Origin of the sequence: Streptomyces sp. NPDC096040 (assembly GCF_040303265.1) — a bacterium.
Classification (GTDB): Bacteria; Actinomycetota; Actinomycetes; order Streptomycetales; family Streptomycetaceae; genus Streptomyces.
On sequence record NZ_JBEOTA010000007.1, the window covers coordinates 169,431 to 192,551 of the forward strand.

The 23,121-nt window shown below is 71.1% G+C and carries 26 protein-coding genes; 5 read left to right on the forward strand and 21 right to left on the reverse strand.

Annotated features, from left to right (window positions below; translation table 11 throughout):
• Window positions 1–24 precede the first annotated feature (24 nt).
• From ABTY98_RS11340 to ABTY98_RS11375, 8 genes are all read right to left on the reverse strand, one after another.
• On the reverse strand, window positions 25–1,497 hold the full coding sequence (locus ABTY98_RS11340; RefSeq protein ID WP_352220631.1) for an MFS transporter: 1,473 nt from the start codon (window positions 1,495–1,497) through the stop codon (window positions 25–27).
• 276 nt (window positions 1,498–1,773) lie between these two features.
• On the reverse strand, window positions 1,774–3,078 hold the full coding sequence (locus ABTY98_RS11345) for a cation:proton antiporter (RefSeq protein ID WP_352220632.1): 1,305 nt from the start codon (window positions 3,076–3,078) through the stop codon (window positions 1,774–1,776).
• Window positions 3,079–3,113: 35 nt separating this feature from the next.
• Window positions 3,114–3,707, reverse strand: coding sequence for an NADPH-dependent FMN reductase (locus ABTY98_RS11350; protein WP_352220633.1), 594 nt, complete (start codon window positions 3,705–3,707; stop codon window positions 3,114–3,116).
• The gene (locus tag ABTY98_RS11355) at window positions 3,704–4,108 is read right to left on the reverse strand and encodes a nitroreductase family deazaflavin-dependent oxidoreductase (protein ID WP_352220634.1); all 405 of its coding nucleotides are present in this window, start codon (window positions 4,106–4,108) and stop codon (window positions 3,704–3,706) included. The genes ABTY98_RS11350 and ABTY98_RS11355 overlap by 4 nt, the downstream gene beginning before the upstream one ends.
• Window positions 4,109–4,243: 135 nt before the next feature.
• Window positions 4,244–5,230 carry an ester cyclase gene (locus ABTY98_RS11360; RefSeq protein WP_352220635.1) on the reverse strand — a complete coding sequence of 329 codons (987 nt, stop codon included), beginning with the start codon at window positions 5,228–5,230 and terminating at the stop codon, window positions 4,244–4,246.
• Window positions 5,227–5,598: a dehydrogenase gene (locus ABTY98_RS11365; protein WP_352220636.1), complete on the reverse strand. Its 372-nt coding sequence runs from the start codon at window positions 5,596–5,598 to the stop codon at window positions 5,227–5,229. Before ABTY98_RS11365 ends, ABTY98_RS11360 begins: the two co-directional genes overlap by 4 nt.
• 307 nt (window positions 5,599–5,905) lie before the next feature.
• Window positions 5,906–6,115, reverse strand: a complete 210-nt coding sequence (locus ABTY98_RS11370; protein ID WP_352220637.1) for a hypothetical protein — start codon at window positions 6,113–6,115, stop codon at window positions 5,906–5,908.
• Complete coding sequence (locus tag ABTY98_RS11375; protein WP_352220638.1) at window positions 6,115–6,744, reverse strand: OvmZ protein; 630 nt, start codon at window positions 6,742–6,744, stop codon at window positions 6,115–6,117. Before ABTY98_RS11375 ends, ABTY98_RS11370 begins: the two co-directional genes overlap by 1 nt.
• A gap of 399 nt (window positions 6,745–7,143) precedes the next feature.
• Here ABTY98_RS11375 and ABTY98_RS11380 point away from each other — a divergent pair, with 399 nt between their 5' ends.
• A complete protein-coding gene (locus ABTY98_RS11380; protein WP_352220639.1) occupies window positions 7,144–7,725 on the forward strand; it encodes a TetR family transcriptional regulator in 582 nt (193 codons plus the stop codon).
• A 294-nt stretch (window positions 7,726–8,019) separates the two neighbouring features.
• On the opposite strand, the gene ABTY98_RS11385 is transcribed toward ABTY98_RS11380, so the two are convergent.
• The 5 genes from ABTY98_RS11385 to ABTY98_RS11405 form a co-directional block, all read right to left on the reverse strand.
• Window positions 8,020–8,628, reverse strand: a complete 609-nt coding sequence (locus ABTY98_RS11385; protein ID WP_352220640.1) for a ScbR family autoregulator-binding transcription factor — start codon at window positions 8,626–8,628, stop codon at window positions 8,020–8,022.
• A 303-nt stretch (window positions 8,629–8,931) separates the two neighbouring features.
• Window positions 8,932–9,591: a hemerythrin domain-containing protein gene (locus tag ABTY98_RS11390; protein WP_352220641.1), complete on the reverse strand. Its 660-nt coding sequence runs from the start codon at window positions 9,589–9,591 to the stop codon at window positions 8,932–8,934.
• Window positions 9,592–10,054: 463 nt separating this feature from the next.
• Window positions 10,055–10,861 carry an SAM-dependent methyltransferase gene (locus tag ABTY98_RS11395; RefSeq protein WP_352220642.1) on the reverse strand — a complete coding sequence of 269 codons (807 nt, stop codon included), beginning with the start codon at window positions 10,859–10,861 and terminating at the stop codon, window positions 10,055–10,057.
• 187 nt (window positions 10,862–11,048) lie between these two features.
• Entirely contained in the window at window positions 11,049–12,236 is a 1,188-nt protein-coding gene (locus ABTY98_RS11400; protein WP_352220643.1) for an acyltransferase family protein, read from the reverse strand.
• Between the two features lie 434 nt (window positions 12,237–12,670).
• Window positions 12,671–13,516, reverse strand: coding sequence for a response regulator transcription factor (locus ABTY98_RS11405; RefSeq protein WP_352220644.1), 846 nt, complete (start codon window positions 13,514–13,516; stop codon window positions 12,671–12,673).
• 458 nt (window positions 13,517–13,974) lie between these two features.
• Here ABTY98_RS11405 and ABTY98_RS11410 point away from each other — a divergent pair, with 458 nt between their 5' ends.
• The 4 genes from ABTY98_RS11410 (at window position 13,975) to ABTY98_RS11425 (ending at window position 17,460) form a co-directional block, all read left to right on the forward strand.
• Entirely contained in the window at window positions 13,975–14,913 is a 939-nt protein-coding gene (locus tag ABTY98_RS11410) for a ScbA/BarX family gamma-butyrolactone biosynthesis protein (RefSeq protein ID WP_352220645.1), read from the forward strand.
• Between the two features lie 28 nt (window positions 14,914–14,941).
• Window positions 14,942–15,871, forward strand: coding sequence for an NAD-dependent epimerase/dehydratase family protein (locus ABTY98_RS11415; RefSeq protein WP_352220646.1), 930 nt, complete (start codon window positions 14,942–14,944; stop codon window positions 15,869–15,871).
• A 222-nt stretch (window positions 15,872–16,093) separates the two neighbouring features.
• The gene (locus ABTY98_RS11420; RefSeq protein WP_352220647.1) at window positions 16,094–17,053 is read left to right on the forward strand and encodes a D-2-hydroxyacid dehydrogenase family protein; all 960 of its coding nucleotides are present in this window, start codon (window positions 16,094–16,096) and stop codon (window positions 17,051–17,053) included.
• Between the two features lie 122 nt (window positions 17,054–17,175).
• Complete coding sequence (locus ABTY98_RS11425; RefSeq protein WP_352220648.1) at window positions 17,176–17,460, forward strand: chaplin; 285 nt, start codon at window positions 17,176–17,178, stop codon at window positions 17,458–17,460.
• Window positions 17,461–17,524: 64 nt separating this feature from the next.
• Here the strand turns inward: ABTY98_RS11425 and ABTY98_RS11430 are convergent, their stop codons facing one another.
• From ABTY98_RS11430 to ABTY98_RS11465, 8 genes are all read right to left on the reverse strand, one after another.
• The gene (locus ABTY98_RS11430; RefSeq protein WP_352220649.1) at window positions 17,525–18,391 is read right to left on the reverse strand and encodes a tyrosinase family protein; all 867 of its coding nucleotides are present in this window, start codon (window positions 18,389–18,391) and stop codon (window positions 17,525–17,527) included.
• Complete coding sequence (locus ABTY98_RS11435) at window positions 18,375–18,863, reverse strand: tyrosinase cofactor (protein ID WP_352220650.1); 489 nt, start codon at window positions 18,861–18,863, stop codon at window positions 18,375–18,377. Before ABTY98_RS11435 ends, ABTY98_RS11430 begins: the two co-directional genes overlap by 17 nt.
• 719 nt (window positions 18,864–19,582) lie before the next feature.
• Window positions 19,583–20,098 carry a hypothetical protein gene (locus ABTY98_RS11440; protein ID WP_352220651.1) on the reverse strand — a complete coding sequence of 172 codons (516 nt, stop codon included), beginning with the start codon at window positions 20,096–20,098 and terminating at the stop codon, window positions 19,583–19,585.
• A gap of 117 nt (window positions 20,099–20,215) precedes the next feature.
• Window positions 20,216–20,800, reverse strand: a complete 585-nt coding sequence (locus tag ABTY98_RS11445) for a vitamin K epoxide reductase family protein (RefSeq protein ID WP_352220652.1) — start codon at window positions 20,798–20,800, stop codon at window positions 20,216–20,218.
• Window positions 20,800–21,069, reverse strand: coding sequence for a DUF5949 family protein (locus ABTY98_RS11450; protein ID WP_352220653.1), 270 nt, complete (start codon window positions 21,067–21,069; stop codon window positions 20,800–20,802). The genes ABTY98_RS11445 and ABTY98_RS11450 overlap by 1 nt, the downstream gene beginning before the upstream one ends.
• A 128-nt stretch (window positions 21,070–21,197) precedes the next feature.
• Window positions 21,198–21,488: a hypothetical protein gene (locus ABTY98_RS11455; protein ID WP_352220654.1), complete on the reverse strand. Its 291-nt coding sequence runs from the start codon at window positions 21,486–21,488 to the stop codon at window positions 21,198–21,200.
• Window positions 21,489–21,649: 161 nt separating this feature from the next.
• Window positions 21,650–22,450, reverse strand: a complete 801-nt coding sequence (locus tag ABTY98_RS11460; RefSeq protein WP_352220655.1) for a hypothetical protein — start codon at window positions 22,448–22,450, stop codon at window positions 21,650–21,652.
• Window positions 22,451–22,717: 267 nt separating this feature from the next.
• Complete coding sequence (locus tag ABTY98_RS11465) at window positions 22,718–22,957, reverse strand: chaplin (protein ID WP_352220656.1); 240 nt, start codon at window positions 22,955–22,957, stop codon at window positions 22,718–22,720.
• Window positions 22,958–23,121: the final 164 nt, after the last annotated feature.

Here is a 23,121-nt window from a genome sequence, read left to right on the forward strand (position 1 = left end):
CAGGGCGGGGCCGCCGGGGCCGGGTCACAGGGCGGCGGGGGTGTGCTCGCCGTCCTGCTGGGGGCGGGGGGCGGTGCCCGGGAGAGTGGCCAGGGCCACGATCAGGGCCAGCAGGTACAGGCCGCCGCCGAGCAGGAACCCGTAGGAGTAGCCGGTGGTCAGGGCGTGCGGCACGCTGCCCGGCAGCTCGTGGTTGGTGATGGCGGTGGCGGCCGCCGCCAGTCCGGCGAGGCCGATGGCGCCACCGATCTGCTGGGCGGTGTTGACCAGGCCGGAGGCCGCACCGGTGGCCTGGGGTTCGACGCCGCGGACACTGACGATGGTGACGGCCACGAAGACGGATCCGAGACCCAGACCGGCGACCAGCTGGGCGGGCAGCAGGACCGCCCAGGGGTTCTGGCCGGGCTCGATGAAGCTGAACCAGACCATGCCGAGGATGCCGATCAGCAGGCCGAGGGCGACGACGTTCCGCTCGGACATCCGGGCGAGCAGCTGCGGGCCGATACCGCCGGCCGCGATGCCCATGCCGAGCGCGAAGGGCAGGTAGGCGACGCCGGTGATCATGGGGGCGTAGCCCTTGACGACCTGCATGTAGAGGGTCAGGAAGTAGAAGGTGGCGAGCATGCCCGCGCCGACCAGGAACATGATCAGGTTGGCGCCGACGCGGCCGCGGTCGGCCAGCACACCGCGCGGGATCATCGGCGTGGAGCTGCTGCGCTGGATGAGGACGAAGGCGAGGATCAGGACGAGCGCGACGCCGAGGCCGATCACGGTGACGCTGTCACCGAAGCCCTTGTCGCCGGCGCGGTTGATGGCGTAGACGAGGGAGCCGAAGCCCAGGGTGGCGGTGAGGGCGCCGGGTACGTCGACCTTGCCGCGCTCGCGCTCGCCCTCGACGAGGACGCCGGTGCCGAACAGGACGGCCAGGGCGATCGGGATGTTCACGAACATCACCCAGCGCCAGCTGAGGTACTCCGTGAGCGCACCGCCGAGCAGCAGGCCCACGACCGAGCCGAGGCCGCCCATCGCGCCGTACACACCGAGCGCCTTGTTGCGGGCGGGGCCCGCCGGGAAGGTGGTGGCCAGCAGGGACAGGGCGGTGGGCGCGGCGATCGCGGCGCCCGCGCCCTGGATGACGCGGGCCGCGATCAGCAGTTCCCCGCTCTGCGCCAGCCCGCCGAGCAGCGAGGCGCCGGTGAACAGGATCAGGCCGGTACGGAAGACCCGGCGGCGGCCGAAGAGGTCACCGGCGCGTCCGCCGGCCAGCAGCAGCCCGCCGAAGGCGAGCGCGTAGGCGGTGACGATCCAGCCGAGGCTGGACTCGCTCAGGCCCAGGGCGCTCTGCATGCTCGGCAGGGCGACGGTGACGATCGTGTTGTCGAGGACGAGCATGAGCTGGGCTGCGGCGATGACCAGCAGCGCGAGGCCGAGCCTGCCGTCCTGCTGCGGCGGGGCCGCGGCCTTGGGGACGGCCTGGGTGCGGTCTTGCAGCGACATGAGATGTCTCCGTGTCTGTCTCGGGACTTGGGGGGTCGGACTGGCCGTTCGCCGAGCGGGGGCCGGTCCTCGGGTTCCGCGGCTGGTGGAGCCGGCCTCGGTGCCCCGGATGCCGGGGCCTTGGAGACCTGGCTCGTCACTGCTTCGTTTTCGCACCGCGATCGTATCGTCAAGCTACTTATCTATCAACCGGGCAACCAACAATTTTCCAACCATCAGGGCCTGAACTATGCGCTGGAAGGGGTGCGTTGCCGTCACCCCGGCCGGATCCGCAGGTCAGCGGCTTCCCGCCGCCCCGAGGGCCGGTTCGTCCTGGCTGATTCCGGCCGGGTCCTGGCCGGTCTCCTCGTCGATCCCCTTGCGGAACCGGGTCAGCGCGGGCGTGGTCATGGCTGTGGTGAGCAGGGCCATCAGCACCAGGACGGTGAACAGCCCGGGGCCGATGACGCCCAGACCGAGGCCGATGTTCAGCACGATCAACTCGGTCAGGCCACGGCAGTTCATCAGCGCGCCGAGCGACAGGGCGTCCCGCCAGCCACGGCCGGACAGCCGGGCGGCGAGCGCACCGCCGCCGAACTTGCCGACCACGGCGACGGCGAGCACCGCGGCCGTCCACAGCCACTGGGTGCCGCTGCCGCCGAGCAGCCCGACGTCGGTCTTCAGCCCGGTGCTGACGAAGAACAACGGCAGCAGCACCGGCACGGAGAAGGCCCGCATCCGGGCCGCGGTCGCCTCGATCCGCCGGCTGCCGCGCGGGGTGGCCACCCCGAACAGGAAGGCGCCGAACAGCGCGTGCACCCCGATCCGGTCGGTGGCGTACGCGGCCGTGCTCAGCCCGCTGAACAGCACGACCAGCACGACCCCGTCGGGGTACCGCCGCTCGGCCCGCGCGGCCCACCTGGCCAGCAGCGGTCGTACGACGAGGAACATGACGGCCGCGAAGGCGAGGGCGTACCCCGCCGTGGTGAGCGCGTCCATGGGCGAGTTGCTCTTCGTCACCGCCACCACGGCGGCCAGCAGACACCAGGCGCTGACGTCGTCCACGGCGGCGGCGGCCATGGCGAGCGCGCCGACCTTCGTCCGGTAGAGGCCGCGGTCGGTCAGGATGCGGGCCAGCACCGGGAACGCCGTGATGCTCATCGACACCGCGATGAACAGCACGAACGGCAGCTTCTTCGTGCCGGCCGGCGCGAAGTCGCCGTACATGCCGAGCGCCAGCAGCGTGCCGAGGACCAGCGGCAGCGCGATCCCTGCCTGGGAGACGGCGACGGCGGTTCTGCTGTTGCCGCGCAGGGACTTGAGATCGAGTTCGAGTCCGACGAGGAACATGAACACGAGCAGCCCGATGTTGCCGAGCACGCCGATGTAGGGCAGGGCCGACTCGGGGAACAGCCAGCCCTGCGCGCCGGGCCAGAGCCAGCCGAGCAGGGAGGGGCCGAGCAGAATGCCGACGAGTATCTCGCCGACGACAGGTGGCTGCCCGAACCGTTTGAGGAGCTGAGCACCGGCCCGGCAGGCGAGGATCACGACGGGCACGGCGACGAGGAGGGGGGTGAGGGGGTCGGGGGTGGCAGCAGCCATCACGTGCTCCTGTCAGGGGTTGGGGGTCGCGCCCCTTACGGGGCGCTGTACGGCCGGACAGCCTTGGCCTCTCGCAACGCCGTCGCCCACCACAGGAGTTGGTCCAGCATCAGCTTGGCCGCGGATTCGGCTCCCTCCGGCTCCGCCGGGAAGTTGCCGTCGGCGTCGTAGTGGTCGAGCACACGCGGGAACGTCACGATGTCCTTCATCCCCACGCAGTGGAACTCGGCGAAGATCTGCCGCAGATGCTCGATCGCCCGCACCCCGCCGGCCATGCCGAGCCCATAGCCGACGAAGCCGACCGGCTTGGCCTCCCACTCGGACTGGAAGCTGTCGATGAGGGTCTTCAGCGGCCCCGGGACGCTGCGGTTGTACTCCGGTACGACGATGACGTACGCCTCGGCCCCGGCCAGCCGGGGCCGCAGCGCCGCCGCCCGGGGGTCGTCCGCGTCGAGGCTCGCCGGCAGCAGGTGCTCCGCCACGTCGACGACGTCGAGCACGAGGTCGTCGCGGCGCGCGGCGACCCGCGCGAACCAGCCCGCGACGTCCGGGGCGAGCCGGCCGTCGCGGGCGGAGCCGACCAGCAGCGCGACCCGCGCGGGGCGGGTCACCAGGCCGGCCGCGGTCACGGCCGGCCCGCCGGCACCGACGCCTGGACCGGCGTCAGCGCGATGAACTCGGTGGCCTCGACCCGGGAGAGGATCCGCCGGGTCAGGGCGGGCATCTTCGTCGTACCGTCGTCGCTGAAGACCACCGGGTTGCCGACCTGGATACGGCGGCCGCGCGTGGTGATCTCGCAACCGCCCGCCGCCAGTACGTTCTTGACCCAGTCGGAGCCGGGTCCGTACGGCAGGGTGATGACGATGTCCGTGCCGCGCCGGAACAGTTTCACCGGGGTGGCGAACTCCCGCCCGGACTTGCGGCCGCGGTGGTGGACCTTCCCGAACCCGGGCAGCCGGCTGAACAGCGGCCCGACGAGATGGTTGGCGAACCGCCGGTTGAAACGGGCGACTTTCCTGTCGATCGGCATGTCTCAAGTCCCTTGTTCCGTCGGGTCCTTCGGGTCCTTCGGTTTCTTCGATTTCTTCGTTTTCTTCGGTTCGGTGGGGTGCGGCCCGGCCCCCGCCGCCGTCGGCGGGGGCCGGGCGCGCGGCCGGGTGGCGGATCAGGCCGCGGGCTTGCCCGCCGGGGTCAGCGGGCCGGCCGGCTTGCCGCCGGACTGGAGGAACTTCTGCAGGGAGAAGTTGTCGACGATGCCCCAGCGCTCGGCGATCCGGTCGCCCTCGAAGCGGAACCAGATGATCGCCTGGTGCTGCACCTGCAGCCCGGTCGGCTTGATGCCGATGAACGGTCCGGTGTGCTTGCCGTGCATGACCCAGCGGATGGCGGCCTTGTCGCCCATCGAGATGAAGTCGAGGATCTCGTACTTGATCTCGCTGAACGCCGACTGCTGGATCCTGATGGTGTGCTTGAAGGCCTCCGGCCCGCGCATCGAGTCGTCGTGGCTGCCGTGGTTGCGGAAGTCGGCGGTGAGGTAGCGGTCGGCGGCCGAGAGGTCGCCCAGGTCCAGGCCCTCGTGGAAGACCTTCTCGATCAGTTCCCGCTGCTGGTCGGCGGTGAGCGTGGTGGCCATGGGTGCGTTCTCCTCTGCTGAAGTGGGCGTGTTTCCTCGGGTGTCGAGCGTCTGCCGGTCGACCTGGGTCACTCCCCTGGGCACGGCGCCGGTGGTCCACACGATCCGCAGCCGCAGCCGGTCGAAACGCCAGCCGTCGGGGGTGCGCCGGGCCGTCCCGGTGAAGCGGCCGCCCAGCTGGAAGTACTGGGTGGGGTCCGGGGGCAGCGGTGAGCCGTGGTGCACATGGGAGGCGATCAGGCTCCAGCTGAGCCGGGCCGTGTCGCCGTCGACCTCGGCCTGGCTCTCCGAGCCGTGGTGGTGGGTACGGCCCCAGCGCCCCATGATCTCGGCGGTGAAGCCGGCCACCCCGGCGAGGCCGGCGTGGCTGCCCACCGGGAACGTCATCTCGATGTCCTCGGTGAACAGGGACCTGGCCCAGGTCTCGTCGAAGCCGCCCTCGTCGAGGCTGGCCAGATAGCGGCCGACGAGGTCCCGCAGGCTCACCAGGTCGGTCAGCCGGGCGACTTCGGACGTCATGACACCCGGCGCGCTTCGGTCTGGGCGCCCGTCGCGTAGATCACGACGTCGTCGGGGCCGTGTACGACGGCCTTGCCCTCGCCGGTGAGCGCGTCGCCGTCGTGCCGCGCGTCGATGTCGATCTGGATGTACGCGGCCCGGTGGCCGTTGGGGCTGATCTGGGTGATGTCGAGGTTGAAGTCCTCGCGCAGGGAGAACTGCAGGGAGTCCTCGCCGGTGACGCTCCAGGAGCCGTAGCCGGTGCTCTTCTTCGTGGTGACCGAGAGGGAACCGTCCGCCACGAAGGTGACGGTGTACTCGTCCACCTCACCGTCGTGCGTGACCGTACCCGTCCATTGACCGACGGGTGTCCAGGTGGAAACAGGCATCGACGACACTTCCTCAAGTCGGGGCGAGAAGGAAACAGAAAACCCGTGCCCCGGCCGGGACACGGATTCGAGAGAGGTGCTGAAGGGTCCTGCGGGCTCGGAGGACAGAGCCCGGGAACGCGCCGCCCGTCTCAGGGCATGGGGCGCCGGGAAAAGTGTGACACCCTTGTTCGGACGGCGTCAACTTCCGCTGAAATATGGGTAGTTGATTATCAATGCACCAAAGCAGCCCCTGCGGCAGGGGGATGGGCCGCAGGGGCTGCTTCGGACGGATCCCCGCACGGATCCGCTTTCTCTCGGTGGTGGTCTACTCGCCCTCGTTCTGCCGGGCGATATCGAACAGTTCGTCGAGGTCGTACTCGGCCCGCTGCGGGCCGCCGTGGCGGGTGATCTTGCCGCGGCTGGCCCATTTGCGGATGGTCGCCGGGGTGACCCCCATCGCCAGGGCGGCCAGTTCGGTCGGCACCCGGCGCGGGCGCGCCGCCCTGCCCGCCCCTCCCCCGGGCTCGGTCCGCATCAGGCCGCCTCCCGCGTCCGGCCCGCGACCAGCAGCCACTGGCGCGGCGGCAGCAGGTGGCCGCCGTCGCAGGAGACCTGGCTCGGCACCCGGTCGCCGCCGTCCGCCGGCAGCACGCCGTACAGGGTTCCGGCGCACCCGGGCCGGGTGCACGGACCGAGTTCGAGTCTGCGGGCCGGACCCGGGCCGAGCAGCCCGCGGAACTCGGCGAGGAGTTCGGTGAGTTCCTCGTCGAAGTCCACCCCCGCCGGGTGTCCGGCGAGCCAGGGCAGCTGCCGGCGCAGGAACCGCACCAGTGCGGCCACCCCGCGTTCGGTGGAGCCGGGCCGGGTGCCGGCCCGCTCGTCCACGACCAGCCGTGCCCACAGCGCCATCACCTCGGTCGTCCGGGTGCGCAGTGTCAGGGCCTGTTCGTCGAGGACGATACCGACGGTGGCGCGACTGCCGCTCACCCGCTCGCGCAGCACCGGCGACCCGGGCACCAGTGCCTGGTCACTCTCCCGGTACAGGTCGAGCAGGGTGCGCAGTCCGCCGTCGATCCGGTCCACGCAACGGGCGCAGATCCGGCCGCAGAGCCGGCCGCAGTCGCGGCTCCGATGGTCGTCCGAGAGTCGCTGGAGCTCTTCCATTCGGATCCCCCGAATCCTTGGTCCTTCCGGAACTGCGTCCAGTCTCACGGGGGCCGTCGGCCGCATCAACGCGCGGCGGTTCAGGGTTCCCACAATCCTCCGCAGCTGTGTCAGCGGAGTGTCAAACCCACGTCAAGTGGCCAGAACCGATCATCATTACAAACAGACCTATCTGATTGACGATCGGCTCGAACCCTTCCCAGGTGCGAACGTTTCCGGACAACGACCCCTGCAATCTGGGCATTTGGATTCCAGGGAGATCGCACCGGGGTAGCTCTGTACGGAGGGTCCCCGGAGAAACAGGCATGGCTGTATGATTCTTACCACCGTTGACGCCAGCGCCTGCGGGGAGATGTGTGTACCAGGCACACTGATGGAAGAGAAAGCAGGTGCTACCGGATGCAGGCGCGATCCGAACAAACACGTCAGATTCTCGTCCATGCCACCGCCGAACTCATCGCGGACGGTCGGCTGTCCGACGCGGGGCTGATCAACATCTGCCGCCGTGCCGGGGTCAGCCGGGGGGCGCTCTACCATCACTTCTCCTCGACCGCCGCGCTGACGGCCGCCGTCTACGAAGAGGCCCGGCAGCGGGTCGAGGCGCTGGCCGAGGAGGCGTTCCGGGGGCCGGTGGCGGATACGCCCAAACGCTTTCTGATGGCGCTCGGTGAGGCCATGCGCACGGAGAAGGTGGTCCGGGCGGGGATGCAGCTGGCCGCCGACGGCTCGGCCGGCCCGCCCCGGCTGCGCGACGACCTGCTGGCCGCCGTCCATGAGCGGGTCACGGAGGCGCAGAAGGCGGTCGAGGAACCGGCGGAGGACCTGGCCGACCTGGCCGTGGTGGTGGCGGCCGGCATCGAGACCCTGGGCCACACGGACCCGAGTTGGTGGGACGGCGAGATCGCCGAGCGCCTGTGGCACCTGCTACGCCCGCTGTTCGACCGCGACCGCCCCAACCGCGGCGGCGAACGCCGAATCTGAGCCACCGCACCCGCAGCGCGGGCGGCCGGGACCGCCTGCACCGACAGACCCTGCGGGGGCCGGGCGGGTCGGGGAGGCACGGCGGACCGGACGGGTCAGGTGGGCCAGGCAGGCCGGCCGGACGGAACGTGCTGGGCAGGCCGGACGGGCCAGGCGGAACAGACGTGCTGGGCAGGCCGAGCGGGTCGGACTGGCCAGCACGCCAAGCGGGCCAGGCAGGCCGGGCGGACCAAGCAGGCCGGGTGGGCGGCGGAAGCGATTGGTCAGGTCAGTCACTCCGTGGCTCGGGGCCGCTCACTCCGCCGGGGGCGAGGTGCGCAGCCGGCCGATCAGGCCCGGCGTGGCGAGGCCGGGCAGCAGGAACCTCCAGAAGACACCGGTCCGTTCGGGCAGGTCGGCGCGGTTGGTGTAGGCCTGGGACATGATCTGGAGGCCGGTGAAGGAGCCGACGATGAGCGAGGCGACCTCGCGCACGTCCACCCCGGGCAGGATCTCGTCCCGCTTCTCGGCCTCCTGCAACAGTGTCAGGATGGTGTCCATGGACTGTTCGTAGGTGGTCTGGGGCGGGCAGTCGAACGACGTCTGCTCTATGGTCAGCCGCACGCTCGCGCGCAGCACCGCGTCGTGCTGGAGGCGCCGGGCGAACTCCAGGGTCAGGTCGATGACCGACTGCAGCCGCACCGGCCGGTCGGGCACTTCCAGGGCCTCGGCATGCGCGTGCACCAGGGCCAGCGCGATGGCTTCCTTGGAAGGGAAGTGATGATAGAGGGAGCCCCGGGTGAGGCCGGTGCGGGCCAGGATCTCGTTGGTGCTGGCGGCGTCGTAGCCGCGCTCGTCGAAGACCTGGGCCGCCGCCTCGAGGATCGACCGCCGTGATCGCTTGCCGCGTTCTTGCTGAGCCATGCCAGATCCTTACATTCTCCCACTGAATTCAACAGACTTGTCTGTATCGTATGCTCAGACCCGGCATACGGTCAGTACTGCGGTGGGAGTTGTCAGAAAGCGGTTCCGGAAGCGGCCGCCGGAACCGGGCACGCCCTGGCCGGCGCGCGGGCCGGGCCCTTGGCTGTCGTCAGATCGATCCAGGCGGCCGCACCCCGCCCATAAACGCGAAAAGTGCCCCTGCCCGCACGCGATCCGGCTCTCGGAAGACCGGATCACCGCAGGTCAGGGGCACCATTTCGCTACCGCGACAGGGAGCGCGGGTCAGAGTGCGCTGGAACGGGCCTTGGTGCCCCAGATGTCCAGCTCCTCGTAGGCGGCACGCCACTCGGTCTCATACGCGTTGCGGAGGTGCTCGGGCATCTTGCCGAGGATTCCGGCGACCTTGGCGGCCGCCATGTCGTCGAGCAGCCAGGGCAGGTAGCGACGGGCGTCGTCGCCGACACGACCGCTCTGCTCCTTCGAGAAGGTGACCCACTCCTCCGTGGTCATGGTGATGTCCATGAGCTTCAGGGCCTCGCCCTCCTCGTGGTCGAGGTGGCCGCCGAGCTTGGTGTAGAGGGTGTCGGTCAGGCCGCCGAGACGCTCCAGGCCGGAGTCCCGGTCGGCGAGGGCGGCGTCGATGTCGGCGAGCAGCGGGTCGATGACCGCGTGCTCGGCCTCCATCGCGTCCAACAGGGCCAGCTCGTCGGGCTTGCCGACCAGCGCCCGCTGCATCACAGGCCAGACGGTGACGTCCTCGGAGGTGTGGTGGATCGTCAGGAACTTCTTGAACAGCTCCCAGCCCACCGCGGTGCTCAGCACATGACGGGGGTCCTCGTCGACCCGGGCCGTGATCCGGGCGATCCGCTCCAGCTCGCGCCGCAGGGCGTCGTGGATGGCGAACATCATCGTCATGTCGTGGTTCTTGAACTCCTGGCTCATCACTGTCTCCCTCAGTGCCTGACTGCTGCGTTGCCGTACCGCCAGAGTATCGTCAACCTACTTATCCATCAACATACTAACTAGCAAGTCGCCAACCATCAGCAGATCCAAGTAATGGTCGAAACGGCAGGTCAGAGGCGGTTCCAGCGGGTCCGGGCCAGTCGCAGGGTCGGCACCTCTTGGCTGGTTCCCGGCTGATCGTCGTCCGGATCCCGCCCCTGGTGCCGCGCCGGCGGGGAAACAAAAATCCGCGTCCAGGCCGGAAACACCGATCGGACACGGATTTCGATTCAGGGCAGGAAGCCGCCGAAAAAAGTGTGACACTTTGGCGCGAGCCCCGTCAACTCACTTCTTTTCACGGCGACTTGACCCGAAAAGGAAAGAGAATCCACACGCCCGCACTGTCCCGCACCGAGGCCACGTGGCCGGCCCACGGGGGCCGGGCCGGCCACGTCGCGGTGGGTCAGTTCTTCACGGCGACGGCGGCGAAGCCGGCCGTGTCCTCCCGGTTGGTCTGGTAGTCCGCGTCGGAGGCCCGCTCCTCCTCGGTCTCCCACTCGTTGACGGACACCACACCCGGGGCGAGCACCGTCCAGCCGTCGGTGTCGACGAACCGCGTGATCTCCGCGCGGGAACGCGAGGCGAGGTCGACCCGCAGGTTCGTGTACAACTCGTCGACCGCGGCCCGCACCGGCGCGGAGACGTAGTCGGGGCTGGAGTGCGTGAGGATGACGAGGCTGCCGGGGGCCAGCGCCTCCTTGTAGCGCTCGACCGTGCCGTACGGGTCCTCGGCGTCGACGATGAAGTGCAGCAGCGCGCCGAAGACCACCGCCACCGGCTGGGTGAAGTCGAGCAGTTCCTTGGTGGCGGGGGCCGACAGTACGGCCTCGGGGTCGCGGAAGTCCGCGTTGACGTACGCGACACGGCCGTCCGAGGTGTCGCCCAGGATCCGGCGGGCGATGTTCCCGACGACCGGGTCGTTGTCGACGTAGACGACCTTGGCCTCGGGCGCGACCTCGTGGGTGGCCTCGGCGGCCGGGATGCCGCTGCCGATGTCCAGGAACTGGCTGATGCCACGGCGGGTGGCGGTGCGCACCGCGCGGTTGAGGAAGCGCCGGTTGGCGCGCGCCCCCAGCGGGCCGCCGGGGAGCAGCTTCACGATGCCGTCCGCCGCGGCACGGTCCACCGGGAGGTTCTCGGAACCTCCCAGGAAGTAGTCCATGATGCGCGCGGCGTGCGGGATCCGGTCGGGGGTCATGGTCTCGGGCATGGCGACACATCCTTGGTGAGGGGCTGGGTTTCATGCGGGGAGCCCGCGCAGGGCCGGCCGGCACGGAGATGGGCAAACAGAAAAGGCGACGTCCGAACCGGTGGTCACCGGTGGACATCGCCTTTGTCGTACCGTTTCAAGGCATAAGGGCTCCGGAGAAAAGCGTGACATGTGCACGCTTCCAATGTCAACGGATGCTGACCGTCGGTTCAGTTGCGGCCACTGCCGTGTCCTTCCGGCGCGGCCGGCTGAGGTGCTTCATCGCCGGCCGCTCGACCAGCGTGTAGAGCAGGTACGAGAGGACGGTGGTCAGCGCCCAGGCGAGCAGGCTCAGGCCGACCGCCTCGGCGACGCCGTAAGGGGCGTGTCCTGCCAGGTACTTGTCGCCGCCGATCAGCACGGTGGCCTGCAGCAGATAGAAGGCGAACGACACCTCGCCGAGCCACTTCATCACCCGTCCCCGGAACGGCGAGCGCCGCCCGCGCACATCGGCGACCGCGGCGGCCGGGATGAGCAGTCCGAGCGGGATCACCCACACCGCGGAAAGGGCGTACAGGTAGGGCACGTTGAGCGCCACGGCGTACCCGGCGCCACACAGCAGCACCGCCTGCCACAGCCGCACGCCCACCCAGCGGTCGGTCAGCACGATCCGGGCGAGCAGCATGCCGAGCACGAACTCCAGCATCCGCACCGGCGGCAGCTGGTACACGAACCAGTTCTGCACCTCGCCGGCCTGCCATCCGGGGATGCGCACCTCACCGGGCAGGACGGCGTACGCGAACGCCGGTACGGCCACGACGGCGGCCGCGAAGGTGACCGCCCACGCCCACAGCCGCTCTGGGGAGATCGCCTTCACCGCGCGGAGCAGCAGCGGAAAGCACAGGTAGAACAGCAGCTCACAACCGAGCGACCAGCTCGGGGCGTTGACGCTGAACGACACCGCCGGGTCCCAGGACCAGGTCTGCACCAGCAGCAGGTTGGGCAGCCACTGCCGCACCGAGGTGGTGGTCGCGCCGGCGAAGACCACCAGCGCGGCCACGAAGGTGACCAGGTGGTTGGGGTACAGCTTGACCAGACGACGGCGCAGGAACCGGCCCGGGGTGTCCGTGCGGCGGGCGGACCAGGTGAGGATGAACCCGCTGAGGATGAAGAAGAACGACACCCCGAGCCCGCCCGCGACGCCGAACAGCCGGGCCGCGTCCTGCGCGGTCCGCCCGCTGAACGGGCTGAGCTGGCGGCTGGTGACGTGGTACAGGAACACGGCCGTCGCCGCGTAGAACCGCAGCCCGGTCAGCGAGGGCAGCCCGGCGAGCGAGGCCGCCCGCCCGGACCGGGCGGGCGCCTCCGCTCGGGAACGCTGGGTGGGGATGGTCATGGATCTCTCCTTCGTAGGGCACGAACGACACGGGACCGCGTCCGCGGCACGAACGACGCGGCATGAAAAGCACCGCGCGGCAGGCCGGAAAGCCTGCCGCGCGGTGTCGACGGCACAGGATGGAACGCAAAGAGAAGAGACGGACCGGCGGGACACCCGGCTGCCTGACAGGCCCACGGGGCGCACGAGGCGCACATCAACCGCCGGAAAGAGCGTGACAGTCCCCCTTCACGGAAGTCAACCCGTGCCGGGCGCCGCCATGCCCTGGGACGTCCGGAGCCGGGCACGGACAGCGCACGGCCGAAGTCGCCGCCGGCGAAAGGACGGAGACCCACGGGCAGCACGGCATGGCGGACATGGCGGAACGTCGCTTCGGCCGGCTCGGACATCGCCGTCCGCCGCGACAGGGGCCGCCGGGTCCTACCGGGCGGCCGTCACCCTCGTACGCCCGCCGACGCGGGCACGGCGTCCGAAGACGGCTCGCAGGGATTCCCGATCCGGAAACCGACGCCCCGGACCGTGACGATCCACGCGCTGGAGCCCAGTTTGCCGCGCAGGGTGCCGACGTGGGTGTCGACCGTACGCCCGCGCGGCGACCAGACGTCGTCCCACACCTGGGCCATGATCTGGCGCCGTGGGATCACCGTGCTGGGCTGTGAGGCCAGCAGATGGAGGAGGTCGAACTCCTTGCGCGTCAGGTCCAGCGGCCGTCCGTCGAGGGTGGCCACCCGGGCGCCCGCGTCGATGCGCAGTGGCCCGTGGGTGACGACCCCGCCGGCGGCCTGCTGCGCCGGCTGCTGCACCCGTGCCCGGCGTAACACCGCCTCCATCCGGGCCAGTAACTCCCGGAAGCCGTACGGCTTGACGAGGTAGTCGTCCGATCCCGCCTGCAGGCAGAGCACACAGTCGAGTTCCGACCCGCGTGCGCTGACCGCGATGATCGGCAGGTCGCTGACCGCCCGGATGCCGCGGCACACCTCGAGGCCGTCCAGGTCGGGCAGGTCGAGGTCGAGCAGGACCAGGTCGGCCTCGTGGTGGCCGCGCAACGCCTGGGCGCCGGTGGTGGCGCCACGCGTGGTGTAGCCGTGCCGGACCAGCCCCTGCAGCAGCGTGTCGGCGGCCCGCGGGTCGTTCTCGACGACCAGGACGTTCAGGGCTCCCGCCCGTGGTGCGCCGTCGGAGGGAGCCGGACCGGCCGGATGTCCGGCCGGGACGAGCGGGCCGTGCGAACGGTGCCGCCGCGGCGACGGCGCTACGAGGTCCGCGTACTGCCGGTTCATCTGCTCCCCCTGAGGCACATCCACGTCATCTGGGACTGCGGGTTCACGACCAGACCGTACCAAACAGACTTGTCTGATTGTCAACCGACCAGATGGGAGGGCGTGACGCCCCGCCCCAGGCCCGCCGACGCGATGGTGAGCTGCGATTTCATTGGATTACCGGATAAGTGGCAGGTCAGGCTCCGCACAGGAACCTCAAGGAAAGACTTGACCAAGGACTATGCCTGCACGCCAAACCATACCGACCTATATGTTTTACCTGAGTAAACCCGGCAAATCAGTCACGACCCATCGACCGGCGAACCGGCGAACATCCCGACTGAGCCAAGAAATTGGCTCGCCTCTTGCAGAACCGGACCGACCTGTCTGTATCTTGTGGGTAGAACGTCGGCCACGGGGGGTGACAGCCGGCGTACGGCTTGTTGCCCCCTTCCGTCACACCGACAGGAGCGCTGCACATGCCGCAGATCACCGACCGGGCTCCCAGAGCGAAGCCCCTGCTGCCCGGACTGACCACCACAGTGCCGCGGGAGTACGTCCACCGCGCGGCCGTCTCCGAAGTTCTGCTCACCGGCTGGGAACAGACCGAACTCGACGGCTTCTCCGTCCGGGCCCAGTGGCCGCGCTGCCACGCGCTGTTCGCCCCCGACGAGGGCTACCAGGACCCGATGCTGCTGATCGAGTCCGTCCGCCAGATCGGATCCCTGCTCGCACACGCCGAGTTCGACGTCCCGTTCGGCTACCAGTTCCTCATGTCTGACATGTCCGTGACCACAGAGCCGGAGCTGCTCGTCGCGGACGCGGTCCCCACCGACGTCGAGATGCACACGGTGTGCCGGGACGTCGTCCGCGGCGCGGGCCGGCTGCGGGAGATGCGCTACGACGTCACCGTGCTGCGCGAGAACGGCGCCCGGGCCACCGCCACGGCCGCGTTCCGCTGCATGAGCCCCGCCGTGTACCGGCGGATGCGCGGGGAGCGGCCCACCACCACCGGCCACACCCCGCCGCCGGCCCTCGACCCGGCCGCCGTGGGCCACACCAGCGCCCGGCACGTCGTCCTCGGCGAGCCCGCGCCGGGCACCCGCGGCCGATGGGAACTGCGGGTCGACACCGCGCACCCGACCTACTTCGACCACCCCGTCGACCACATACCCGGCATGTTCCTCCTGGAGGCCGCCCGGCAGGCCGCGCACGCCCGCGCCGGAGTGCCCGGCGCCCTCCTGCTCGGCCTGCGCAGCGAGTTCGTACGGTACGCCGAACTCGACGCGCCCTGCTGGATCACGGCCGACCCGGAACCGTACGGCAGTGCCGGCGATCTGCTGGTACGGGTGTGCGGCAGCCAGCGGCAGGAGACGGTCTTCACCGCCGAACTCGTCCTGCGGCCACGCGTCCGCTGATCCCGACCTCCTTCCGGGAGAGTGCCCAGTGCCCACCATCCTCATCACCGGCGCGTCCGGGTTCGTCGGGGCGCATGTGACACACGAGGCGCGGCTCCGGCGCGCCGACCTCAGGCTCATGACCCACCGCAGGTCCCTGCCCCGGGCCTGCTCCGGAGTACGGACCGTCTGCGCCGACCTGACCGACCCCGGCTCGCTGCGCGGGGTCTGCGACGGGGTCGACGTACTGCTGCACTGCGCCTCGCAGATCGGCGGCAGCGCGGAGGCCAACGAGGCCGTCAACGCGCGTGGTACGGCGGCGCTGGTCGCCGAGGCCCGGCGCGCGGGGGTACGCCGGATCGTCCAGCTCAGCACCGCCTCCGTCTACGGCCGCGGCACGTTCCGCGGCTCCCGGCCCGAGGAACTCACCCGCAATCCGGGCTCCGTCACCTCCCGCACCCGCGCGGCGGCGGAGGACGCGGTCCTCGCCGCCGGCGGTGTGGTGCTCCGTCCCCATCTGGTCTTCGGCGAAGGGGACCTGTGGGTCGGCCCCAACCTGGCCCGGCTGTTGCGCGCCCTGCCGGGTGTGGTGGCAGGCTGGCCGGCCCGGGCGTCGGTGATCACCGCACCGGACCTGGCCCGGCTGCTGGTGGCCACGGCGCTCGCGCCGGACGCGGCACTGAGCTCGCCGGTGTATCACGCGGCGCATCCGCTGCCGGTCACCGTGGACAGTGCGTTGCGGGCGGTCGCCGAGTGCGCCGGGATCGCCTGGCCGCACGACAATCTCACCGTCGAGGGGGCCAAGGCGATCCTCGCGGCGAAGGGCGTGCCGCCGGCCACGCTCGACATCCTGACGACCGACCACTTCTTCGAGGCGGACGCACTCTGGTCCGACCTCGGCGAGCCGCCGGCCGTGGGCTTCGCGAGCTGCTTCCGCCGCGCGGAACGGTGGTACCGGTCGACGCTGGCAGGAGTCTGACCACCGGCCCGGCACGCGCCGCGCGCTGCGGGCCGCGCGGTGCCGGCCGGGTCCGGTGGGCAGCCGCGGGTGCGTCTGGTCCGGTCCCCCACTGGCGGTAGCCGCACATCGGCACGGCCCCGCGCCCCTACGGGACCGCTGACGACGGCCGATGCCGTGCAGCAACGCGTCCGCCCCCGCGCCCCCTTCGGAGGCGCTGACGAGGGCCGGTACGGTGAGGCAATGCGTCTTCGGTGTGCTGTGCTCGACGACTTCCAGGGGACTGCGGGGGAGTTCGGGGACTGGTCGTCCCTGTCCGACGAGGTCGAGACCGTCTCCTTCCGTGAGCATTTCGGCGATGTGGACGAACTCGCCACCGCCCTCGCCGACTTCGACATCGTCGTGACCCTGCGCGAACGCGTCGCCTTCCCCGCCTCCCTCCTCGACCGGCTCCCCCGGCTGCGGCTGCTGATCGCCTCCGGGATGCGCAACAGCGTCATCGACTACGCGGCCGCCGAGGCCAACGGGGTCACGGTGTGCGGTACGGCGTCCTCCTCGGCCCCTCCCGTCGAGCTGACCTGGACGCTGCTGCTGGGGCTGGCCCGGGGGCTGGTCGAGGAGAGCACCGCGTTGCGTACGAACGGGCCCTGGCAGTCCACCGTCGGTGCCGATCTGTACGGGCGGCGGCTCGGGCTGCTCGGGCTGGGGAAGATCGGCGCCAGGGTCGCCCAGGTCGGGCTCGCCTTCGGGATGCGGGTGAGTGCCTGGAGCCAGAACCTCACCAAGGAGCGCGCCGAGGAGGTCGGGGTCGACCTCGCGCCCACCAAGGAGGAACTGCTGGCCGGGAGCGACTTCGTGTCGGTCCACCTGGCGCTCGGCGACCGTACCCGCGGCCTGCTCGGCCCCGCCGAACTCGCCCTCCTCAAGCCCACCGCCTACCTCGTCAACACCTCCCGCGCGGCCATCGTCGACCAGGACGCCCTGCTCGCCGCGCTGCAGGAGGGCCGGATCGCGGGCGCCGGCGTCGACGTCTTCGACATCGAGCCGCTCCCCGCCGACCACCCCCTGCGCACCGCACCCCGGCTCCTGGCCACCCCGCACCTCGGCTATGTCTCCTACGCCAACTACACGACGTACTACGGCCAGGCGGTGGAGAACATCCGGGCCTTCCTGGCGGGTTCCCCAATCCGGCGACTGCCCTGACTCGGGCCCTTGGAGTGATCGTCCGCTGATCGGCGTGACCAGCCGCAGGTCGGGGCGTTGAACGGGGAGTGCGGCGGCTGGTCCTGCCGCCGCACTCCCCGAGCAACAAGAAGGAGAACGTGATGTCTCGCATCGCGAAGGCCGCCGTCGTAGCCCTTGGCACCGGCGCTGTGGTGATCGGCGGAGCCGGCCTGGCTCTGGCCGACGCGGGCGCCCAGGGTGAGGCGGTCGGCTCCCCCGGCGTAGTGTCCGGGAACGTCATCCAGGTGCCGGTCAACATCCCGGTCAACGTCTGTGGCAACACCGTCGACGTGATCGGTCTGCTGAACCCGGCCTTCGGCAACACCTGCGCCAACGAAGGCCACCTCAAGACCGGCGACAACAAGAACGGCGGCTACGGCAACTGAGCCACCGCCCGCGGAAGAGCCCCGGCGCCCTGGGCGCCGGGGCTCTTCCCGTGTCCGGGGCGTCTCAGGCGTACCGGTAGATCCGGCTCAGGTCCTCCAGTGACTCGGGGGTGACGTCCCACGGCGGCAGCCTCTCGCCGCGGGCGACGACCCGTCGGTGCTGCGGGTCGCCGGCGCCGGGCGGCCGGGCCGGCAGATAGCGCTGCCCGCGGTGCCGGGCCTTCCAGCGCTCCCACTGCAGGTCGACGAAGGCATGGTGGAACCAGAACACGGGGTCGTTGACGGAGGCGCCGCCGAGCATCGCCCCGCCGACCCAGCGGTGCACCCGGTTGTGGTTGCGCCAGGACACGCTGCCGCTGCCGGACCCCCAGCCTTCCAGCTTGTTGCGGAAGCCCCGGCTGACGGTCGAGTCCCAGGGGGCGACGTCGTACACCGGGTCGTCCAGCGCCTGGGCGAGCTGGGCCCTGGTGGGCAGGGCGATCGGGTCGCGGGCCTGGCCCAGGTCCCGGGCGAGGAACTCGCCGTCGGTGATGCCCACCTTGATGGTCCAGTGCCCGGCCGCATAGGCGAACGGGCCGGTCATCACCTGCCGGTCCCGGGGCCGGCCGTTCCCGCCGAGCAGGTCGCGCGTCCACGGCACGGAGGACGTCGTACGGTCCCTGGTCCAGTTCCAGTAAGGCACGGTCACCGAGGAGTCGACCCGGCGCAGGGCGCGCTCCAGTTCCAGCAGGAAGCGGCGGTGCCAGGGCAGGAAGGAGGGGGCCATGTGGGCGGTGCGCAGCCCCCGCTCGCCGTCGGCGGTGTAGTGCTGGATGTGCATCCGCACGAACTCGTCGTACTCGCCCCGCCGTTTGACCTCCAGGAACGCGTTGACGAGCCGTCTGCGCTCGGTGGCCGTCAGCCTGCCGACGTCCTTACGCATGTACGCCATGGTCTCCCCCCATGTGCATGTGTCCCCCACCCATCGGCCCCGGGGCCAGGTCGCGCAGCCGCTGCCCGGGCCCGATCTGGTCGACGGCCGCCCGGGCCGCCTCCAGCGGGGTCGGGTACGAGCTGTAGTGGTCGACCATGCTCAACCAGGTGCCGTCGGCCCGCCGCATCAGATGCAGCGGCCGGCCGTCCACGGTGACCTGCCACTCGCCCTGGCCGACGGACTGCCCCGCGACCGGCACACCGTGGATACGGCGGCCCCGGTAGGTCTCGTCGAAGGAGCTGCCCGCCGGTCCGTCCGCCGGGGGCACCGGGCGGGAGGCGGCGACGACCGGGGCGAGCGCCAGGGCGGCCGCGGCGGCCAGCAGCCCCCGCGTCACCTCGCGCCGCGTCGGTCTGCCCGTCCCGGCTCTGCCCGGCTGCCCGGCCCCCGGCTCCGCGCCCAGCGCCACACCACCGACTCCGACGACCATGCCCACTCCTCGTACGGTTCACCGATCGCTGTCGGTACCGGTAACCGTCCGAGGGGCCGCCCGGTCACCACCGCGCCGCCATCCGGCGCAGGGCCGGCACCGGAAAGCGACCGGCAAGACCGCACTCACCCCACGCCATCCGGCGCACGACCGGAACCCGGGAGCGGCGGACACGGCCGCACCTCACGCGCCACCATCCGACGCGCGACCGGAACCCGGAAAGCGACCGGCAAGACCGCACTCACCCAACGCCGTCCGACGCACGACCGGAACCCGGGAGCGGCGGACACGGCCGCACCTCACGCGCCGCCATCCGACACACGACCGGAACCCGGGAGCGGCGGACACGGCCGCACCTCACGCGCCGCCATCCGACACACGACCGGAACCCGGGAGCGGCGGACACGGCCGCACCTCACGCGCCGCCATCCGACACACGACCGGAACCCGGAAAGCGACCGGCAAGACCGCACTCACCCAACGCCATCCGACGCACGACCGGAACCCGGGAGCGGCGGACACGGCCGCACCTCACGCGCCGCCATCCAGCGCACGACCGGAACCCGGAAAGCGACCGGCAAGACCGCACTCACCCAACCGCCATCCGACCGCACGACCGGAACCCGGGAGCGGCGGACACGCCCGCACTCACCCAACGCCATCCGACGCACGGCCGGAGGCCTGGGCAGCGGCCGACAGGGCCTTGCCTCACCGGCGGGTCACAGGCCGGGGCCGGCACCCAGGTCGCCGCCGACGACCGTCTGCAGGGCCGGGGCGAGGACGCCGGCCGCGGGCATCTGCGTGTTCGGCAGGCCGTAGTGCTTCGGGTCGGGCCGGGTGAGCGGGGCGACCAGCGCCAGTCCGGGGGTGAGGGTGCGCAGGCCGGAGGCGGGGGCGTCGATGCCGACGTGGTCGAAGCCCTCGCCGAGGACGTGCGGCAGCGGCGCCCTGAGGCCGACGCCCGGCAGCCCGCCGTTGATCGGCACCTGCGGCAGCGTCCGGTCCGGGAGGAGCCGGCCCTCGGTGTAGCGCGGCCCTTCGGGCGCGCCGGGGATGATCAGCGGCATCTCCATGCCGAGCTTGGGCACCTCCATGTTGAGGGACTTCTCGAGGCCGTCCAGCGGAACGGGGATGGGAATCGTCCCGGTCGCGGCGGCGGGCGTGGCGGCGGCGCCCACGGCGACCGCGACGCCCGTGACGACGGCGGCAAGGGTTCCTCGGGTGGTCGGCTTCATGTCGGGTACGGGCCCTTTCAGGAGGCGGGAGGAGCGACATCCGTACCGGGTAACGAGCCGGAAAACGGCATCAGTTCACATTTCGCCCGGGTGCAGCATTAGTCGGCTGTTCACTCATCAGCTCGTCCAGAAGTCCCACCAGCGGGTCAGGATCAGCATGCCGACGACACCGATGTGCAGCAGCGGGATCACCCAGGTGAATTCCCCCAGGAATTCCCGCAGCCAGGTGGGCGCGGGCAGGAATCGGCGGCGTACGGCGAAGGAGGTGACGTACCAGAACAGGAGAATGGTGGCGACCCAGGCCAGGCAGCACCACAGGCACAGCGCGTTGATCCGGTACAGCGACTCGAACTGCAGCCAGGACACGAAGCCGACGCCGAAGAGGCACCCCGCGTCGAAGGTCAGCCAGTACCAGGCGGGGAAGCGGGCGCCGGCCAGCAGGCTCATGCCGACGCAGATCACGATGCCGTAGGCCACCAGGCCCAGCATCGGGTTGGGGAACCCGAAGGCCGCGGCCCGGTCGCTCTTCATCACGCTGCCGCAGGACACCACCGGGTTCAGGCTGCACCCCGGGACGAAGTGCGGGTTCTCCAGCAGCTTGAACTTGTCGAGGGTGATGACCCAGGAGGCCAGCAGCCCGGCCGCCCCCGCGACCACCGTGAGCAGCGCGAACCCCCGCCCGGCGACCGCGGTCCCCGGCATCAGCCGCGCAGGCTGCGGGCGGGCAGCACGATCTGCGCGGCGGCCGTGAGGGTTTCCTCGGGCGCGGGGTACTGGGCTTTGAGCGGGGCCAGCAGGGTGACGGGCAGGCCGGGCCGGGCGGCACGGTCGACGAGGTCGCCGCCGATCGGCAGACCGATGTTCCCCGGCAGCGCCTCGACGGCGGCCGAGGTGGCCTCCGCGCCGCCCTCGGCGACCGTGCCGAGGTCGGCGAGCCAAAAGGGGCGGGTTTCGCTCGGGGTTGAGGTCACCGCGTGACCTTATCGACGGGCCGCGGGGAGGCCGGGTGCCCGCTCACCCGGCCGGCGGACAGCCGGCCGCGCGGCCACACGAACGGGGGACGCCGTAGCGGCGCCCCCCGAACCGTTCCCGCCCGGCCTCAGCCCTGCAGCGGCAGACCGCCGAGCAGCGGGGCGTGCTGGTTGACGGCACCGGTCGCACGCTTGACCTTGTGGAGCACGGACTTCTTGTTCTCGGTGTCGAGAGCGTCCGACTGGTGCTTCAGGGGCATCGCCTGGTCCAGGGTGAGGGGACCCTTGGTGAGCGTGTTCACGGCACCGTTGAGGCTGGTTGGCGTGAGGTCGGCGTTGTTGTAGGCGAACGCGGGCGCGGCGAAGCCGGCGAGGGCCACGGAACCGGCAACGACAGCGGCAGCCTTCAGAGACTTCATCGTGTTCCTTTCTTCGGCGACTTTCGGCGGCGCGAGCCACGCAACGGAAGCCACCAGGGGAAATGCTGACGCCGTGCCTAACGACGCCCCGGCGGGCCGGAAACCCCGCGCTCAGAAGACATATGAGATCCCCGAAAGGAACGGGAGGACGTTCCGGTCGGTCAGGCCGGGGGCAGCGGGAGCGGCGTGGAGGCCGGCAGGCCGGGCACGGCGGCCGGACCCGGCAGGCCCGGCAGCTTGGGCGCGGGCAGGCCGGTGCCGAGCAGGATCGCGGCGACCAGGTTGACCAGGCCGGTCACCACGGCGGTGGCGGCCGGCAGCACCTGGCTGACGTCACCGGAGGTGGCGGCCTTGAGGAGGTTGTCGACCGCGGTCTGCAGGGCGGTCAGCGCGTCGCTGGTCAGGCCCTTGGCGGAAGGGGCGCCACCGAGGCCCTTGCCCTGGTCGGGGGCCGGCACCGCGAACGCGGCCGGCACGGCGGGGGCACTCGGCACCGCTGACGCCGACGGCAGGCCCGACGCCGACGGCCGGGCCGGGGTCGCGGGGGCGGTCGGGGTCGCGGGCGGGGCGGAGGGCGCGGCCGTCGTCGGGGGGGCAGCCGGGGTCGCCGGCTTCGCCGCCGCGGGGGAGGCAGCGGATGTCGGGGCCGCGGCCGTGATCTGGGCGATGGCCGCCTTCACGGCGTCGCCGAGCTGGGTCGCCTGATCGGCGGTCAGCTGGCCGTTGTCCGCACCGAGGACGGTGTTGAGCAGGTCGGTGACCGGCTTGAGCACGGTCCCGAGGTCCCCCAGCGACTTGACCTGGGCGAGCAGCGCGTCGGCCCCGGGGACGGGCGCCTGGGAGGTCGCGTGGGTGTGCTCATGGGCCGGGTCGGCGGCGACGGCCGCCGGGCCGGTGACCCCGGCCAGAAGAAGGGCGCAGAGCGCGGTGGACGCGAGACGCCGTGCGGGCAGAGCACGCATGGGTGTTCCTTTCGATGTGCATCGGACCTGCTGCCCACCGTGAAATCACCCGTGCCGGCCTGCAACCGCTCGCTCGCCCGCTGTCACCGATCGCTTTCCGTGGCGCCGGCATTGCGCCTGATGAGGCACCGTCAAGGCCGCCTCGCAACTTCCGCCGTGGCTCAGGCCGTTCGAGGGACCGCGTGGAACCGTACGTGGACGTACGAACCGGCCGTCCGTCCGCGGGGTGCACGGGCGGACGGCCGGCCGAAGGGAAAAGCCGAGGCGTCAGTCGTTGAGGCAGGTGTTGCCGAACGCGGGGTTCAGCGCGCCGATCACGTCGACGGTGTTGCCGCAGACGTTGATCGGCACGTGGATCGGAACCTGGATCACATTGCCAGACAGCACGCCCGGGGACTGGGCAGCGGCGCCGTTCGCGCCGCTGTCGGCGGCGGCCACACCGGCGCCGCCGGCGACGGCCGCGACGGCGGCGGTGGACAGGACCAGGCCCTTCGCGATACGCGACATGGAGAGGTGCTCCTTGGGGTCGAGACAAACATCCGGGCGGATGCCCAGCGCCGTGTCAACGCGCGACACCGGCTCGGGTTGTGCCGCCAAAGGAGTGATCTCCCGGAAGCTCTCCTTCACTATTCCGACACACTTGCCCCGTTTCACCCTATTAGTACGGATAG